The organism is Streptomyces sp. NPDC048191, from assembly GCF_040652655.1.
GTDB lineage: Bacteria > Actinomycetota > Actinomycetes > Streptomycetales > Streptomycetaceae > Streptomyces.
Window position 1 is genome coordinate 290,285 of record NZ_JBEZMO010000005.1, and the last position, 16,302, is coordinate 306,586.

13 protein-coding genes and 1 pseudogene are annotated in these 16,302 nt (G+C 72.5%); 5 read left to right on the top strand and 9 right to left on the bottom strand.

Annotated features, from left to right (window positions below):
• Positions 1-36: 36 nt before the first annotated feature.
• Positions 37-1,317 carry a hypothetical protein gene (locus tag AB0D93_RS11835; protein WP_362117020.1) on the bottom strand — a complete coding sequence of 427 codons (1,281 nt, stop codon included), beginning with the start codon at positions 1,315-1,317 and terminating at the stop codon, positions 37-39.
• Between the two features lie 194 nt (positions 1,318-1,511).
• On the opposite strand from AB0D93_RS11835, the gene AB0D93_RS11840 reads away from it, so the two are divergent.
• A complete protein-coding gene (locus AB0D93_RS11840) occupies positions 1,512-2,399 on the top strand; it encodes a DUF4429 domain-containing protein (RefSeq protein ID WP_362117023.1) in 888 nt (295 codons plus the stop codon).
• A 28-nt stretch (positions 2,400-2,427) separates the two neighbouring features.
• Here the strand turns inward: AB0D93_RS11840 and AB0D93_RS11845 are convergent, their stop codons facing one another.
• A complete protein-coding gene (locus AB0D93_RS11845; protein ID WP_362117026.1) occupies positions 2,428-3,222 on the bottom strand; it encodes a class II aldolase/adducin family protein in 795 nt (264 codons plus the stop codon).
• Between the two features lie 140 nt (positions 3,223-3,362).
• On the opposite strand from AB0D93_RS11845, the gene AB0D93_RS11850 reads away from it, so the two are divergent.
• Positions 3,363-3,839 carry a pyridoxamine 5'-phosphate oxidase family protein gene (locus tag AB0D93_RS11850; RefSeq protein ID WP_362117029.1) on the top strand — a complete coding sequence of 159 codons (477 nt, stop codon included), beginning with the start codon at positions 3,363-3,365 and terminating at the stop codon, positions 3,837-3,839.
• Positions 3,840-3,849: 10 nt separating this feature from the next.
• Here AB0D93_RS11850 and guaA read toward each other — a convergent pair whose 3' ends face one another.
• Positions 3,850-5,430: a glutamine-hydrolyzing GMP synthase gene (gene guaA, locus AB0D93_RS11855; protein WP_362117032.1), complete on the bottom strand. Its 1,581-nt coding sequence runs from the start codon at positions 5,428-5,430 to the stop codon at positions 3,850-3,852.
• A gap of 284 nt (positions 5,431-5,714) precedes the next feature.
• Between guaA and AB0D93_RS11860 the strand changes: the two genes are divergently transcribed.
• Both AB0D93_RS11860 and AB0D93_RS11865 read left to right on the top strand, forming a co-directional pair.
• Positions 5,715-5,972: a chorismate mutase gene (locus AB0D93_RS11860; protein WP_362117035.1), complete on the top strand. Its 258-nt coding sequence runs from the start codon at positions 5,715-5,717 to the stop codon at positions 5,970-5,972.
• Between the two features lie 700 nt (positions 5,973-6,672).
• The gene (locus tag AB0D93_RS11865; RefSeq protein ID WP_362117038.1) at positions 6,673-7,725 is read left to right on the top strand and encodes an LAETG motif-containing sortase-dependent surface protein; all 1,053 of its coding nucleotides are present in this window, start codon (positions 6,673-6,675) and stop codon (positions 7,723-7,725) included.
• A gap of 64 nt (positions 7,726-7,789) precedes the next feature.
• Here AB0D93_RS11865 and AB0D93_RS11870 read toward each other — a convergent pair whose 3' ends face one another.
• From AB0D93_RS11870 to AB0D93_RS11890, 5 genes and pseudogenes are all read right to left on the bottom strand, one after another.
• On the bottom strand, positions 7,790-9,595 hold the full coding sequence (locus AB0D93_RS11870; RefSeq protein WP_362117041.1) for a GMC family oxidoreductase: 1,806 nt from the start codon (positions 9,593-9,595) through the stop codon (positions 7,790-7,792).
• A gap of 51 nt (positions 9,596-9,646) precedes the next feature.
• On the bottom strand, positions 9,647-11,260 hold the full coding sequence (locus AB0D93_RS11875) for a succinic semialdehyde dehydrogenase (protein WP_362117044.1): 1,614 nt from the start codon (positions 11,258-11,260) through the stop codon (positions 9,647-9,649).
• Positions 11,261-11,396: 136 nt separating this feature from the next.
• Positions 11,397-12,302: a serine/threonine-protein kinase gene (locus AB0D93_RS11880; RefSeq protein ID WP_362117047.1), complete on the bottom strand. Its 906-nt coding sequence runs from the start codon at positions 12,300-12,302 to the stop codon at positions 11,397-11,399.
• A 79-nt stretch (positions 12,303-12,381) separates the two neighbouring features.
• Positions 12,382-12,624 (bottom strand): annotated as a pseudogene (locus AB0D93_RS11885) (MBL fold metallo-hydrolase); the annotation flags it as partial.
• A gap of 32 nt (positions 12,625-12,656) precedes the next feature.
• A complete protein-coding gene (locus tag AB0D93_RS11890; RefSeq protein WP_362117050.1) occupies positions 12,657-13,556 on the bottom strand; it encodes an MBL fold metallo-hydrolase in 900 nt (299 codons plus the stop codon).
• A gap of 71 nt (positions 13,557-13,627) precedes the next feature.
• On the opposite strand from AB0D93_RS11890, the gene AB0D93_RS11895 reads away from it, so the two are divergent.
• Positions 13,628-14,554: an AraC family transcriptional regulator gene (locus tag AB0D93_RS11895; protein WP_362117053.1), complete on the top strand. Its 927-nt coding sequence runs from the start codon at positions 13,628-13,630 to the stop codon at positions 14,552-14,554.
• Here AB0D93_RS11895 and AB0D93_RS11900 read toward each other — a convergent pair.
• A complete protein-coding gene (locus tag AB0D93_RS11900) occupies positions 14,541-16,256 on the bottom strand; it encodes a serine/threonine-protein kinase (protein WP_362117056.1) in 1,716 nt (571 codons plus the stop codon). The two genes, AB0D93_RS11895 and AB0D93_RS11900, sit on opposite strands and share 14 nt — an antisense overlap.
• Positions 16,257-16,302: the final 46 nt, after the last annotated feature.

The window sequence follows — 16,302 nt, forward strand, 5'->3', positions numbered from 1 at the left end:
GTCGGGTGCGGGGAGGCCGGCGGTCGCCGGCGCCGTTCACTCCGTCACCTGGACGATGCACCGGTTGGTCGCCACGCCGGCCGCGGTGACCACCTGCACCTCCACCGCTCCGGGCTCGACGTCGGCCGGCACGGGCACGGTCAGGACGGTGTCGGTGGGGTTGCTGAAGCCGCCGGCGACGGGGACCAGCGGCACATGCACATCGACGGTGCCGATGCGGACCACCATCTTGGAGAGCCGGTCGGCACCGCGGGCACCGGGCGGCACGAATCCGGCACCGCGGATCTCGATGTCGTCGCCGGTGCGGATCGGCCCGTCCAGGTCGCCGGGTTCGCGCGCACGGACCACGGAGAGGACGACCGGGCGGCCGCCCTCGGCGTACTTGCCGGCCAGATAGGTCGCGGCCGAGATCAGCACGATCACGCCCAGGCCCCAGGGCAGGTCGGGCAGCTGGTCGGGGCGGCGGGCCAGTCGTACGGCGGCGAACAGCAGGGCGACGGCGCTGACGGCGACGTACTGGATGTCGGTGAAGGCGCCCCGGCCGGAGTCGTCGGTGAGCAGGTCGGCGGCGCGCGGCCGGTGCGCCGGAACCTTCTGCAGCCGCTGCGCGAGGATGCGCACGCCCACCACGCGGCGGACCAGGACGGCGATGCCGCACACCACGGCGAGGACGGTCACCACGCCCGCGCCGCGCGCGAGGTCGAGGCCCGAGATCAGCGCGTCGCGTTCGGCGGGGTCGGAGGCGGTGGCCAGCCGGGCGGCCAGCAGCAGGACGGCGTAGCCGACGAACAGGACCCAACAGGCGGCCACGGTACGGGAGGTGGACATCCGGTTGTCCTCACCGATCACCGGGGCCAGTACCCCGCCACGCGCCCGGTGGAGCCAGGAGGCGGCGCTGAGGGTGAGGGCGATGACGAGCGCGGCGGTCAGGGCCGCGGTGCGGGCGTCGCTCCAGCCCGCGCCGATCGCGGTGAGCGCCTCGCCGAGCAGCAGCGCGAGGACCACGCCCCACACCGCGCACACCGTGCGCAGCCACAGCCGGGCGAGCCGGACCTCGCCCTCGGCGCGGCCGCGCTCGGCGACGGACTCCGCCCGCTGGGTCAGTTGCTCGGAAACCCACTGGCGGGACGCCGAGGCCGAGTGCGCCACGGCCGCCGGCAGACCCTGCCCGGCCGCGAACTCGTCCCGCCGCCGCAGGAACGCGGCGACGGCCCGCCGGTGCCCCTCCCGGACGCCGTGCGGGCAGTCCCCGCAGGCGCAGCCACCCTCGTGGATCGCCTCGGCACCCGTGCCCTGTCTCGCCTCCTGCACCGCCACGACCGGCGCCCGCCTTCCGCACGACCTTCCGGCGCGGCCGGCGATCCCCGGAGGAGGACCTCGTCGCCGCGCAAAACAACTCCCCTGTGCTGACAGCGAATTGTGCCCTACTGCAAGCCGCACCGGGCCGCCGGGCCGGGTCACGGCGGGTGAAGTACGGGCCGCTGTGTTGACCCGGCTGCGAGAATTTCCGTATGGCCGAGATCATCCAGCGGGACGGGACCTGGGCCTTCGACGGCAGCACGATCCGGATCACCCCCGGACTGCACCGCTGCGTGCCGCTGTTCCGGCAGACGTACGGGGAGATCTCCGTGCCTTTGGAGGCGGTCTCGGAGGTCGTCTACGAACCCGAGCGCAAGCGCGGCCGGCTGCGGATGCGGCTGCGCGAGGGCGCCGACCCGCTGCTGCAGGCGACGGGCGGGCGGCTGCCGGACCCGGCCGACCCCTACCGGCTGTCGGTGGACGCGGACCGCGGCGGTGTCGCGGAGTACGTCGCCGAGGAGATCCGGCACGCCCTGCTCCTCGACCGGATCCCCAAGGAGCCCACCACCGGCTATCTGCTGCCGGGCCCGCCGGTGCCGGTGTCGGTGCGGTCCTCCGACGGCACGGTCTCCTTCGACGGCACGCAGGTGCGCATCGACTGGGCCGACACCGCCGACCGGGTCAAACGCGCGACCGGCCCGCGGATCATCGCCCTCGGCGACCTGGTGCAGGTGGAGTGGCTGCCCAACTCCGGGTACGAGGACGGCTTTCTGCGGTTCGTCACCCCGGAGACGGTGTTCTCCAAGCTGCCGCCCGAGCGGGACCCCTACACCCTGGACCTGTGGGGCAGTGTCCGCCGCGATCTGCTGACCGCGCTGGTCGCGACGGCCGTCACCGCCCGCCTGCCGCATCCCTCCACCCGCACCGCGGGCGCCCAGGGCAGCGCGGACCGGCAGCGGTCGGCCGTACCCGGGCAGGCCGACCACCATGACGTGCTGCTGCGCCGGCTGCGGGAACTGGGTGAGCTGCACCGGGACGGCGTGCTCACGGACGAGGAGTTCGCGCTGACGAAGGCGGCGGTGCTCAAGGGGTTCGGCTGAGCAGGTCCGGCCGGCTCCCCGCCCCGGGTCAGCTCAGCAGGTCCGGTTCGCTGCGGCTGATGTCCTGCCACAACGGCTGGTAGTTGATCCAGGCCACCAGGTCGCCGCCGAGCTGTTCGCGGGTGGCCACGGCCAGCTTGTGGTCGATGAGCACCGGGCGCCCGGCCGCCTTCGCCATCAGCTGGACCTGGCAGGAGCGCTCCATGGACAGGAACCACCAGGCCGCCGCGTCCACCGAGTCGCCGACGGTGAGCAGTCCGTGGTTGCGCAGCACGAGCGCCTTGCGGGAGCCGAGGGCCCCGGCGATCCGCCGGCCTTCCTCGATGTCGACGGTGACGCCGGTGTAGGCGTCGTAGAGCGCGACGTCCTCGTAGAAGGCGCAGCTCTCCTGGGTGATGGGGTCGATCAGCTCGCCGAGCGCGGAGAGGGCGCGGCCGTGCACGGAGTGGCAGTGGGCGACGGCGACGACGTCCGGGCGGGCGGCGTGGACCTGGGCGTGCACGGTGAACGCGGCCTGGTTGACGTGGTAGCGGCCCTCGACGACCTGCCCGTCCTGGTTGACGAGGACGAGATCGCTGACGGTGACGTGCTTGAACGGCATCCCGAACGGGTTGACCCAGAAGCAGTCGCTGTACTCCGGGTCGCGTGCGGTGATGTGGCCCGACACCCCGTCCTCGAGTCCGGCGCGGCCGAAGATCCGCAGCGCGCCCGCCAGCCGCTCCTTGCGGTGCCGGCGTTCGTCCTCCACCGAGTCGTGCATCGGCGGCATGGCGAACCGCAGCTGGTCCGTGGGCAGCGGCAGGGGCGGGGTGGGCCCGTGCATAGGTCCTCCAGCGCTGTGATTGCTCTACGCGCCGGAAGTTACCCTCGGTCAGCGCAAAAGGGCAGAGCTGTTTTGTAAAGATGACGTACGCGACGAATACACGACAGAGGTTGTCCGGATTGCCGGTGAGACTGGCGCGTATGACACCTGTGAACTGGGCGGCTTTCACCTCCGCCGCACCCGGCCTGGCGCGGCTCGCCGAGGACCGCTTCCGCGCCTTCCGGCACCATGTCCTCGCCACCCTCCGCACGGACGGCTCGCCGCGCACCTCGGGCCTGGAGGCCGACTTCCGCGGGGGTGAGCTGTGGCTCGGGATGATGGACGGTTCCCTCAAGGCCCTCGACCTGCGCCGCGACCCGCGCTTCTCGCTCCAGGCGAATCCCGGCGCCGGCACGGACATGGCCGGCGGGGACGTGCGGATCAGCGGGCGGGCGTACGAGGTGGGGGAAGGGGAGACCAAGGCCGGGTACGTGAAAGAGGTGGAACCGCCGCAGCCGTTCCACCTCTTCCGCACCGAGCTGACGGAGGTCGTGCGGACCTGCGTCGAGGACGACACCTACCTCGTCGTCCAGGTCTGGAAGCCCGGAGAGCCGGTGCGCACTCTCAGGCGGACGTGACCTTCACCGGCTACTCCCACTCGATGGTGCCCGGCGGCTTCGAGGTCACGTCCAGGACGACGCGGTTGACGTCCCGGACCTCGTTGGTGATGCGGGTCGAGATGCGGGCGAGGACGTCGTACGGCAGCCGGGACCAGTCGGCGGTCATGGCGTCCTCGGAGGACACGGGGCGCAGCACGATCGGGTGGCCGTAGGTACGGCCGTCGCCCTGGACACCGACGGAGCGGACGTCCGCGAGCAGGACGACCGGGCACTGCCAGATGTCGCGGTCGAGGCCGGCCGCGGTCAGCTCCTCGCGGGCGATCGCGTCGGCGTCGCGCAGGAGGTCCAGCCGCTCCTTGGTGACCTCGCCGACGATGCGGATGCCGAGGCCGGGGCCGGGGAACGGCTGGCGCTGGACGATCTCCTCCGGCAGGCCCAGCTCCTGGCCGACCATGCGGACCTCGTCCTTGAACAGCTTGCGCAGCGGCTCGATCAGCTGGAACTCGAGGTCCTCGGGCAGACCGCCGACGTTGTGGTGCGACTTGATGTTGGCGGTGCCGGTGCCGCCGCCGGACTCGACCACGTCCGGGTAGAGGGTGCCCTGGACCAGGAACTCCACGGCCGGGCCCTCGTCCGCGATGATGTCCGCCTGCGCCTGCTCGAAGACGCGGATGAACTCACGACCGATGATCTTGCGCTTCTCCTCGGGGTCGCTGACGCCCTTGAGCGCGGTCAGGAAGCGCTCCTCGGCGTCCACGACGACCAGCTTGACGCCGGTCGCGGCCACGAAGTCCTTCTCGACCTGCTCGGTCTCGCCCTTGCGCATCAGGCCGTGGTCGACGTACACGCAGGTCAGCTGGTCGCCGATGGCGCGCGCGACCAGGGCGGCGGCGACGGCGGAGTCCACGCCGCCGGACAGGCCGCAGATCGCGCGCTTGTCGCCGACCTGCTCACGGATCGCGGCGACCTGCTCCTCGATCACGTTGCCGGTCGTCCAGTCCGGCTTGAGGCCCGCGCCGCGGTACAGGAAGTGCTCCAGGACCTGCTGGCCGTGCGTGGAGTGCATGACCTCGGGGTGGTACTGGACGCCGTAGAGCTGCTTGTCGTCGTTCTCGAAGGCGGCGACCGGTACGACGTCCGTGGACGCGGTGACCGTGAAGCCCTCGGGGGCGGCGGAGCAGGCGTCGCCGTGCGACATCCACACGTGCTGCTCGCCCGGGGTGCCCTCGAAGAGGGTGGAGGACGTCCTGGAGACGTGCAGGTCGGTACGGCCGTACTCGCGGGCTCCGGTGTTGTCGACGGTGCCACCGAGGGCCTGCGCCATCAGCTGGAAGCCGTAGCACATGCCGAAGACGGGGACGCCGGCCTCGAAGATCTCGCGGTCGAGGCGGGGGGCGCCTTCCTCGTACACCGAGGAGGGGCCTCCGGACAGGATGATCGCCGCGGGGTTCTTGGCGAGCATCTCCTGGACCGGCATGGTGCTCGGCACGATCTCGCTGTAGACCCGCGCCTCGCGGACGCGTCGGGCGATGAGCTGGGCGTACTGCGCGCCGAAGTCGACGACCAGGACGGTGTCGGGGGTGGCGGCAGTGGAAGTCGCTGATGACACGGGGTGCCTTCTGGTGGTCGGGCGGGGTCTGTGCTAACGAGTCTAACGGGGTGGACGGGGACGCTTCCCCTGGACTCGGCCATGGCATACTGGCGCCATGCTCGCGCACTCGACCTTCCTCTTTACCTATGGCAACCGGCCCGCCGGCTGCCATGGTCGTGCTGCTTGAGCGCAACGCCAAGCGACTTCCCAGGCGCCCCGGGCCGACAAGGCCCGGGGCGCCTGTCGTTTTCCGGGTCCTGCCGTTCCGGGGCGTCCCCGCCACCTTCACCAGGAGCCCCGACATGACCACCACCACCCCGGAAGAGACCATCGCCGGCGCCCGTGAGCGCATCGACGTGCTCGACGACCGGATCATCGGTCTCATCCAGGAGCGGATGGCCGTCTCCGCCGTCGTCCAGCAGACCCGCATCGCCTCCGGTGGGCGGCGGGTGAACCTCTCCCGCGAGATGGAGATCCTCGGCCGCTACCGCGAGGCCCTCGGCAAGCCGGGCACCGGCCTCGCCATGACCCTGCTCGAGCTGTGCCGGGGCCGCATCTGAGCGTCGCACCCCAGTTCGGACGCCGTCTCACCCGTACGGCGCGTGACCGGGTCGCGCGGCGCTTCGTTGAGCGGGATGTCCGTGCCAGCCAGGGGCGGGCCCGACAGAACCACGCGTGGCTCGCTGGAGTGATGAGGCGTACGGGTCGTGCCGTACGCCGTGGGACCTCGCTCCAGGTAAGTGACCGGACGGCAGGGGACAGCAGCCCGGTCACCCAAGAGAACGGTCGGCTCCGGGGACGCCCGGGGCCGACCGGCGGAAAACTCCACATGGACACCAGTGCCGGTCGAACCAGGTGCGGATGCCTTGCCCATCCAGCCCGGTGCGCACGAGCCCCGAGTCCCCGCGCAGACGACGGCACCGCTGCACACCGTCCGCCTCGGCTCGCGAAAGCACGACACGAGGCCGGCACCAAGAACCAGCGGCGCAACCCCCCGGCGCCGCCCCAGGCACCGACGCCGCCCTGACGTCGGTGCTGACCAAGAAGGGCCCCGCGGCCTCTCCGTCCCGCGGGGCCCTTCGTCACATCCCAGTGGAATGTGAGCTACCTCACGCCACTTCTCGCCGGGCGGCGCACAACTTTCCCCACAGGCCACGGGTCTCACCTACGCAACCAACGGCCATGCCCGTGCCCCACACACGGAGGCCTCCGCACACGTGCTGCCGCGACGCAGCACGCGAGCCCCACGAGAGGTCCTCGATGAAGCTTCGCCGCGCCATGATCACCGCGGCCGCGACGGCTGCGCTCGCCCCGCTCGCCCTGGCTTCCGCGCCCGCCGCGTTCGCCGACGAGTCGCCGAGCGCGGCGGTCAGCAGCCCGGCCGCCGACGAGAGCACGCCCGCGACCGACCAGAGCAGCAGCCCGGCCGACGACGCGAGCACCCCCGCGACCGACCAGAGCAGCACCCCGGCCGACGACGCGAGCACCTCCGACGCTCCGGCGTCGGACAGCCCGTCCGCCTCCGACTCGGCGAGCGCGAGCACGTCGCCGTCCGCGTCCGCGTCCACGTCCACCGGGCCCAGCGAGAGCGCCGAGCCCAGCGACGAGCCGAGCACGCCGACCGGGATCTGCGAGGAGGACGACGCCCAGTACAAGTCCAAGATCCACGCCTCGCTCAGCGGTCTGCCCGGCGAGATAGCCGTGGGCAGCGGCTGGCACCCCTTCACGCTCGCCGTGAAGAACCCGACGTCGACCAACCTCAAGGACGTCATCTTCTACGCGGGTGTCGGGCCGAGCGACCCGAACGCCCAGTACGCCTTCAAGACCAGCCAGGTCCAGCTCCAGGTGAAGTACGACGGAACCTGGTACGACGTCGAGGACGGCGCCGGTCACTCCAACGGCTACCTCGACCTCGCCGACATCAAGGCCGGCCAGACGGTCAACTACCAGCTCCGGCTGAACGTGAAGGCCAACGCGCCGGTCGGTGAGGGTCTGACCATCGGCGGCGGGATGTACTTCGACGACGACGAGAACTGCATCGGCTCGGACCAGGCCAGCTACCTGATCAAGATCGTCAAGGCCGGCACCGACACGGGCGGGACGAAGCCCCAGGAGGGCGGCAAGGTCCCGGTTCCCACCCAGAAGCCGAGCAAGACCAACACCCAGGACGTCACCGGCTCGCTCGCCGAGACCGGTTCCAGCTCCATGCTGCCGACCATCGGTCTCGTCGGCGGTGCCGCCGTCGTCGTCGGCGCCGGAGCGGTGTTCGCCGTCCGCCGCCGCAAGGGCGCCGGTTCGAACGCAGCCGCGTAAGCGCGGTCGCACACCGAGGGGCCTGCACCAGGAGGGGGGTGCAGGCCCCTTCGGCATGCCCGCGCTACTGCTTCGGCGGGACCGCCGGCATCCCCAGGAACGGCAGGCGCAGGGCGCCGAACGCCTCCGCCGGGACCGCCGGGGCCTGCGGCTCCACCGGCTTCAGCCGCTCGTACGCCGCGCCCGGCGCCGGACGCGGGTCCTGCTCACCCTTGTTCGGCCAGAAGGACATCGCGCGCTCGGCCTGCGCGGTGATCGTCAGCGAGGGGTTCACGCCCAGGTTCGCCGAGACGGCGGCGCCGTCCACGACCGAGATGCCGGGGTGGCCGTAGAGGCGGTGGTACGGGTCGATGACGCCGGTCTCCGCCGAGTCGCCGATGGGGCAGCCGCCGAGGAAGTGCGCGGTCAGCGGGGTGCCCATCAGCTCGCCCACGTTGCTGCCGGCGAAGCCGTTGATCTCTGCGGCCAGTGCGGAGGCGGCCTCCGTCGCGGCCTTGATCTGCTTGGGGTTGGGGGCGCCGTGGCCCTGGCGGGCGGTGAGCAGGCCCTTGCCGACCCCGTCCGGCTTCAGGTACGTCGTCAGGGAGTTGTCCAGCGACTGCATGACCAGGCCGATGATGGTCCGCTCGGACCAGCGCCGGTTGGACAGGGAGCGCAGCACGAGGAGCGGGTGCCTGGCCGCGTTCGCCAGCCAGGCCAGGGCCCGGGAGGAACCCTCGGCGTAGGGCACCTGGAGGATGGACAGGCCGCCCATCGAGTTGGAGCCCTTGCCGTAGCGGACCGGCTCGATGTGGGTGTTCTCGTCCGGGTGGATGGAGGACGTGATCGCGACGCCTCGCGTGAAGTCGGCCCTCGGCTCGCCGGTCGCCTTCCGGTAGCGGCGGTTGTCGGTCTGCGCGCCCACCAGTGCCTCGGAGTTGGTGCGGGTCAGGTCGCCCAGCCGCTTCGACAGGTACGGCAACTGGCCGCCGGCCCGCATCCGGTGCAGCAGGGTCTGCGTGCCGTAGGTGCCGGCCGCGAGGACGACCCTGCGGGCGGTGAACAGGCGGCCCTCGCCCTTCTTCTTCCGGTCCGTCGGCAGGGTCGCCACCGCGTACCCGCCGCGTGAGTCGTCCGTGACGGACACGACCGTGGTCATGGGGTGGACCACGGCGCCCGCCTTCTCGGCGAGGTGGAGGTAGTTCTCGTTCAGGGTGTTCTTCGCGCCGTGGCGGCAGCCGGTCATGCACTCGCCGCACTCGGTACAGGCGTTGCGGGACGGGCCGGCTCCGCCGAAGTACGGGTCCGCGACCTGCTGCCCCGGCGTCGCCTTCGCCGTCCCGTCGGCGTCCTTGCCGTCGCCGAAGAACACGCCGACCGGGGCGAGGTGGAAGGTGTCGCCCACGCCCATCCGCTGGGCCGCCGCCTTCAGGTGCACGTCGGAGGGTGTCATGGTCGGGTTGAGCCGTACGCCGAGCATGCGCCGGGCCTGGTCGTAGTACGGCTTCAACTCCTCCTGCCAGTCGGTGATGCCGCGCCACTGGGGGTCGTCGAAGAACGCCTTCGGCGGTACGTAGAGGGTGTTGGCGTAGTTGAGCGAGCCGCCGCCCACACCCGCGCCCGCCAGCACCATGACGTTGCCCAGCAGGTGGATCCGCTGGATGCCGAACATGCCGAGTTTCGGGGCCCAGAGGTAGTTCTTCAGGTCCCAGGAGTTCTTGGGGAGGGTGTCGCGGGTGAAGCGGCGGCCGGCTTCCAGGACGGCGACCCGGTATCCCTTCTCGGTCAGGCGGAGGGCGGACACCGAGCCGCCGAATCCCGATCCGACGACTATGACGTCGTAGTCGTACCCGTCCTCGTCCCGGGTCTGGACAGACTTCTCCTGCGACACGTGCTCTCCTCGTCGAGAACGGGTGGTACTGGACGCGCTGGTCCGGGGCTTCTAGCGGAAACGGAACGCCTTCATCAGGCGCAGACTCGTGCTCATGAAGCGGGCGTAACCCTCGTCGGTCATGCCCAGGGAGGGCGCCATCGGCAGCAGGCGCTGCTGGGCGACGGTCTGGGCCTCCGTGTACTTGAGGATGCCCTCGGAGCCGTGGCGGCGGCCGAGGCCGGAGTCCTTCATGCCGCCCATCGGGGACTGGACGCTGCCGTAGGCGGGGGCGTAGCCCTCGTTGACGTTGACCGTGCCGGTGCGCAGGCGGGCGGCGACCTCGCTGCCGCGCCGGGCGCTCGTGGTCCAGACGGAGGCGTTGAGCCCGTACGGAGTGGCGTTGGCGCGCTCGATCGCCTCGTCGTCGTTCTTGAAGCGGTAGATCGAGACGACCGGGCCGAAGGTCTCCTCCTCGCACACGGCCATGGAGTCCTCGACGCCGTCCAGGATGGTCGGCTCGAAGAAGTAGGGGCCGATGTCGGGGCGTGCCGTGCCGCCCGCGATCACCTTGGCTCCCTTGGCGACGGCCTCCTCCACATGCCGTTCTACGGTCTTCAGCTGGCGCTCGCCGACCAGCGAGCCCATGTCGGCGCCGTAGGCGAGGGAGTTGCCGAGTCGCATGGCCTTCGTGCGGGCGGCGAAACGCTCCAGGAAGGCGTCGGCGACCGACTCGTGCACGTACAGCCGCTCGATGGAGATGCAGAGCTGTCCGGCGGAGGAGAAGCAGGCGCGTACGGCACCGGCGGCGGCCTTCTCGATGTCGGCGTCGTCGAGGACCAGCATGGCGTTCTTGCCGCCGAGTTCGAGGGAGACGCCGACCAGGCGGGAGGCGGCGCCCTGGGCGACCTCGCGGCCGGTGCGGGTGGAGCCGGTGAAGGAGACGTAGTCGGCGTGCCGGACGAGCTCGGGGCCGACGACCGGGCCCTCGCCGAGGACGACTTGGAAGACGCCTTCGGGCAGGCCGGCCTCGATCAGCAGGTCGCGCGCCCACAGGGCGGTGAGGCAGGTCTCGGTGTCCGGCTTCATCACGACCGCGTTGCCTGCGACGAAGGCGGGCAGCGCGTCGCCGACGGACAGCTCCAGGGGGTAGTTCCAGGGGGCGATCTGGCCCACGACGCCGCGCGGGTGGCGCAGTTCGGTGACCTTCGTGAGCGTGGGGACGGCGCCGGTGTGCCGCTTGGCCCGCAGATAGGCGGGGGCCTTGCGGCCGTAGTGGCGGGCCGCGACCGCGACGGCCTGGACCTCCTCGTGCGCGTGCAGGCGGGCCTTGCCGGTCTCCAGCTGGATGAGGTCGAGCACCTCGGCCTGCCGCTGCAGCACGAGGTCGTGGAAGCGCAGCAGGACGGCGGCCCGCTGTCGTACCGGGGTCCTCTCCCACACGGCCTGTGCGGTGCGGGCGGCCTCGAAGGCGCTGCGGACGTCCTCGGGGGTGGACTCGGGCAGGTCGGCCAGCTTCTCGCCGGTGAACGGGCTGTGGTTGGCGGTACGGCCGGAGCCGACGACGCCCTTGGTGAGCTGGGCCACCAGTTCCGGGGTGACCACGTCGGCGGCGGTGCGGGCGCCCTCGGGGGCGGGCGCGAGGGGGTTGGTGCCGGTGCTGTCCGGGGCCTGCGTGTCCGTCATGACGCGCAGGGTATGCCGGAGCGGGGGCTTTGTGTACCCGTCGGTAACGGGGATTCACCGAGTGCTCACACACTGCCAGTGATCACTGGCAGTGAATGTGCTGATCAGGGCGTTGGCGCGGTGATGAGCGGAACGATCATCCGAGCCCGGCTTTTTTCGCCAGAAGCAGTCCGAGCGCGGTGCGCGGGGTGCGGCGGCGCGGGTCGGCGGACGGGGGCGGCACGGACTCGGGTGCGGGCTCCGGCTCCGCGCCGGCGGTCACCGGACGGCCGGCCACCGGTACGGCGTCCGGTTCGGGCGCGAGCCCGAGGTACTCCCGCAGCTCCGCCGCGACCGCCTCCGCGCCCGGACGGGCCTCAGGCGCCTCCGCGTGCAGCCGGTCCAGCAGGGGGCCCAGCGGGCCGGGATCCGCGTCCCCGAGGGCCGCGCGGAGCAGCGCGCCCAGGGACCACAGGTCGGACGCCGGCCCGGCGCCGGGGCCCGCGGCACGCTCCGGGGCGAGGAAACCGGCGGGCGTGTCCGCGGGGTGCCCGTCGCCGGTCCCGAAATCGGTGACGACGACCCGTCCGGTGCCGGACTCCAGCAGGACGTTGGCCGGCTTGACGTCCCGGTGCACGATGCCGACGGCGTGGGCGGCGCGCAGGGCACCGAGGACGGCGAGCCCGATCCGCGCGACCTCCTCGGGCGGGACGGGGCCGCGCCGCAGCGCCTCCCGCAACGACACGCCCTCCACCAACTCCATGACGATCCAGGGGACTTGGTCCTCGGTGACGACGTCGTACACCGTGATCGCGGAAGGGTGGCGCACCCGGGCCGCGGCGCGGGCCTCCCGGTAGAGCCGGTGGGCGATCCGGCGGCTGTCCTCGTCGTCGGCCGGATCGCCGGGCAGCAGCGGCTCCTTGACGGCGACCCGGCGGCCCCGCTCCTGCTCGTCCCGGGCCCGCCAGACGGTGCCGGCGGGCCCGGAGCCGAGGCGCCCGGCCAGCCGGTAGCGGCCACCGATCAGACGTGTGCCGGGCGGGTGTTCGCCGTCTCCACTCATGTCACATGAGTACCGTGCGCGGCATGCGCTTGTCGAAGCGGGGCACACCCGAGCGGCCGGCCGTCGCCGAGGCGGGCGGTCAGCCGGCCCAGCGGTGCAGGGTGAAGCCGTCGCGCGCCTTGCGCACCTCCACCGCGCCCGCCCCGGAGAAGTGCGCCGGGACGACCAACTCCCGCTGCTCCGCCGCGCGTTCCAGCACCCGGCGCCGGCTCGCGGCCGCCTGACGCGGATCCAGGCAGAAGCAGCTGCTGCACTCGGGGCGCAGGATCTGCACCGGGCTGTGCACGAGGTCGCCGACGAACACGGCCCGCTCACCGCGGGACTCGACGAGCCGGCCGTCGCCGAGGCGGGCGGTCAGCCGGCCCAGCGGTGCAGGGTGAAGCCGTCGCGCGCCTTGCGCACCTCCACCGCGCCCGCCCCGGAGAAGTGCGCCGGGACGACCAACTCCCGCTGCTCCGCCGCGCGTTCCAGCACCCGGCGCCGGCTCGCGGCCGCCTGACGCGGATCCAGGCAGAAGCAGCTGCTGCACTCGGGGCGCAGGATCTGCACCGGGCTGTGCACGAGGTCGCCGACGAACACGGCCCGCTCACCGCGGGACTCGACCCGCAGGACGGAGGAGCCCGGGGTGTGACCGGGGGCCGGCTCCAGCACGAGGTGCTCGTCGATCCGGTGGCCGTCCTCCCACAGCACGGCCTGCCCGGCCCGGTGCACCGGCGCCACGCTGTCCTCGTAGACCAGCCGGTCGACCTCGCGGACCCCGCCCGCGTATCCGCCCCGCGGCCCGAAGTGGGCGTCGTCGGCGGCCGGCAGGAGGTATTGCGCGTGCGGGAACGTGGGCACCCACGCGTCGTCCACGGCGTGGGTGTTCCAGCCGACGTGGTCGCCGTGCACATGGGTGTTGACGACGACGTCGACGTCCTGCGGACGGACCCCGGCCTCCGCCAGGAGCTCCGGGAACCTGCCCTGCCGCATGCGGAAGAGCGGATTGCCGGGCCGCTCCCGACCGTTGCCGACACCGGTGTCGACCAGCACCGTGCGGCCGCCGCTGCGCACCACCCAGGTCTGGACCGCCAGCACGGCCCGGTCACCGCCGGCCTCCCGGTGGTCGGGGACCAGCTCCTCGTGCTCGCTCCACACCCCGGGAGGGCAGTCGGGCACGAGGGTGCCGACGGGCACGTGCGGCCCCTGCCACTCGACGACGCGGAGCACCTCGACATCGCCGATCACGAAACGCTGTACCTGGTCATCAGCCATACCGACGACCCTAGGTCCATGAGGTGAGCGCCCCAATGCTCGTTCCGCTCGTTCGAATACGCTGGTGTCTCATGGATGTGGTGAGCGATGCGATAGCCGCTGTCCGGGCGGGCGAGCCCTCGTCGAACCGGCTGCGGGTGAGCGGCACCTGGTGCGTGCGGCTCTCCCCGTACGAGGGGGCGGGCTTCCACGTCGTGCTGCGCGGCGCGTGCCGGCTCCTGCCGGACGGCGGCGGCGACCCGGTCGACCTGGGCCCGGGGGACGTGGTGCTGCTGCCGCACGGCGCGGGCCACGTGCTGGCGGACCGTACGGCGACGGCGGCCGAGGCACGGCGAGCCGTCCCCTTCGAGCGGGTGCGGGACACCGGCGCAGGAGGGCCAAGGACCGGTCCCGATGTCGAACTTCTGTGCGGCAAGTACCGTCTCGACCGCAGCCGGGCGCATCCGTTGATGGCGGAGCTGCCGCAGGTGGTGCATCTGCCCCACCGGGTCGGCGGCCAGCCCGAACTGGCCGCCGCCCTCGACCTGTTGGCCCGGGAGCTGGACGAACGCCGTCCGGGCGGCTGCCTGGCCCTGCCGAGTCTGCTGGACCTGCTGCTGGTCTACATGATCCGCGCCTGGATGGCGCGCGCCCGGACCGGCGCGTGGCCGGCGGTGCTGACCGACCCGGTGACCACGGCCGCGCTGCGCGCCCTGCACTCCGACCCGGCGGCCCCGTGGACCGCCGACCGGCTGGCCGCTGAGGCGGGCGTCTCCCGCGCCACCCTCGCGCGCCGCTTCACCACCCTGGTCGGCCGCCCGCCGATGGCCTATCTGACCTGGTGGCGGCTGACCCTGGCGGCCATCCGGCTGCGCGACTCGGACGCTCCGCTCGCGACGGTGGCACGGGAGACCGGGTACGGCAGCCCGTACGCCCTCTCGCACGCCTTCAGCCGGGAGTTCGGGATCACACCGGGCCGGTACCGGGAGCGGGGCGGCTCGGGCGTCAGAGCTTCCTGATGTCCAGGCCGGCGATCGCCGCCTCGGCCACGTCCCGGCCGCGGGCCGTGAAGTCGCCCTTGTTCGGGTAGCCGACGGTGAGCTTGTACAGGTCCCCGCCGCTCGTCCGGTAGTAGAAGATCTGGAGCTCGCGCGGGCTGGGGTTCCCGCCGTCGTTGCTCTTGAAGACGACGGTGTTCTTCGCGGCCTCCCTGCCGCGGTAGGTCGCGGTGTCGTCAGGGTGTGTCCTCGCACCGCTGGGCATGTCGAGGCTGTAGTCGCCGCCGCCGCGGAACTTCTCGTCGTCGGCGTACATCTGGGACCGCGCGGTGTTCTTGATGTCGCCCAGCGAGTCCTGCGACTTCCGGGCCAGCGTCAGCGTGATCCAGATGCCGCCGCTGTAGTCCTCGTACGTCACCCAGTTCTGGTCGGAGTCGTCCTTGCCCGGTTCGACCTCCTTGTAGCCCGCCGGGGCGGCCACGGTGACGCCGAGCTTCGGGGTCGGGTGCTTCGTCCAGCCGTCGGGCAGCGGGCCCGCGAAGGGGTCGGCGAGCACCAGGTACGCCGTCACCGCCACCGCGAGCAGGGCCGCGCCCGCGCCGAGCCACGCGGCACGGCCGAAGCGCCGGACGCGGGCGGCGGGGGCGGTGACCGGGCCGGGCTGGGTGGGCACCGGCGGCACCGGGGGCTCGGCCGCCGCCTCCAGCAGCTCCCGGACCCGGTCCGCCGACGGCCGGTGAGCGGGGTCCTTGCGCAGCAGGCCGTCGATGACCTCGGCCAGCGGGCCGGAGGCGGACGCGGGCGCGGCCGGGGTGGAGTTGAGGACGGACTGGAGGGTGGCCGGGGTGTTGCTGCGGCGGAACGGGGAGACGCCCTCGGTGGCCGTGTACAGCAGCACGCCCAGGGACCACAGGTCGCTCGCCGGGCCGGGCCGCTGCCCCAGCACCCGTTCGGGCGCGATGTACTCGGGCGAGCCGACGAAACCGCCGGTGTCCGTGAGCCGTGTGTCGCCCTCGATCCGGGCGATCCCGAAGTCCGTGAGGACCACCCGGTCGTACCGGCCGAGCAGGACGTTGTCGGGCTTGACGTCCCGGTGCAGGACGCCCGCCGCGTGCGCCGCCTGGAGCGCGCCGAGCACCTGGAGGCCGATCCGGGCCGCCTCGGGCGCGCCCAGCGTGCCCTCGCTCAGGACGTCGCCGAGACTGCGGCCGCGCACCAGCTCCATCACGATCCAGGGCCGGCCGTCGACGACCGCGACGTCGTGGACACCGACCACCGCCGGGTGATCGAGCCGGGCCGCCGCGCGGGCCTCGCGGCGCATGCGCTCGAAGGCGTTGGCGCGTTCCCGTTCGGGAAGGTGGTCCGGTACGCGGGGCTCCTTGACGGCGACCTCCCGGTCCACCGTCTCGTCCTTGGCCCGCCACACGGTCCCCATCCCGCCGTGGCCCAGCTTGCCGAGCAGCCGGTACCGGCCGGCGATGAGACGTCCGCCGCCCGCCTCCCGCTGCTGGGACGGCAGGGGGTGCGGGGGCGCGTCCGGCTGTGGCTGCGCGTCCGCTTGCGGGTGCGCGTCCGGCTGCCGCTGTGCGTCCGCGTGCGGGTGCGCGTTCGGCTGCGGTTGCGCGTCCGCTTGCGGGTGCGGATGCGGTTGCGGTTGCGGCGGTTGCAGAACAAAACTCGTTGTGTCGTCGGTCCCGTGACCGACTCCCCCGTCACTGCTCATGCTTCATCCATATCGCGCCGTGCGCGCCCACAGCCACAGGGAAGGC

Coding starts and splice junctions, on each gene's coding strand:
- AB0D93_RS11865 (WP_362117038.1), top strand. CDS start 6,673: ATGAAGCTTCGCCGCGCCATGATCACCGCGGCCGCGACGGCTGCGCTC.
- AB0D93_RS11880 (WP_362117047.1), bottom strand. CDS start 12,302: ATGAGTGGAGACGGCGAACACCCGCCCGGCACACGTCTGATCGGTGGC.
- AB0D93_RS11900 (WP_362117056.1), bottom strand. CDS start 16,256: ATGAGCAGTGACGGGGGAGTCGGTCACGGGACCGACGACACAACGAGT.
- AB0D93_RS11890 (WP_362117050.1), bottom strand. CDS start 13,556: ATGGCTGATGACCAGGTACAGCGTTTCGTGATCGGCGATGTCGAGGTG.
- AB0D93_RS11895 (WP_362117053.1), top strand. CDS start 13,628: ATGGATGTGGTGAGCGATGCGATAGCCGCTGTCCGGGCGGGCGAGCCC.
- AB0D93_RS11860 (WP_362117035.1), top strand. CDS start 5,715: ATGACCACCACCACCCCGGAAGAGACCATCGCCGGCGCCCGTGAGCGC.
- AB0D93_RS11875 (WP_362117044.1), bottom strand. CDS start 11,260: ATGACGGACACGCAGGCCCCGGACAGCACCGGCACCAACCCCCTCGCG.
- AB0D93_RS11840 (WP_362117023.1), top strand. CDS start 1,512: ATGGCCGAGATCATCCAGCGGGACGGGACCTGGGCCTTCGACGGCAGC.
- AB0D93_RS11845 (WP_362117026.1), bottom strand. CDS start 3,222: ATGCACGGGCCCACCCCGCCCCTGCCGCTGCCCACGGACCAGCTGCGG.
- AB0D93_RS11850 (WP_362117029.1), top strand. CDS start 3,363: ATGACACCTGTGAACTGGGCGGCTTTCACCTCCGCCGCACCCGGCCTG.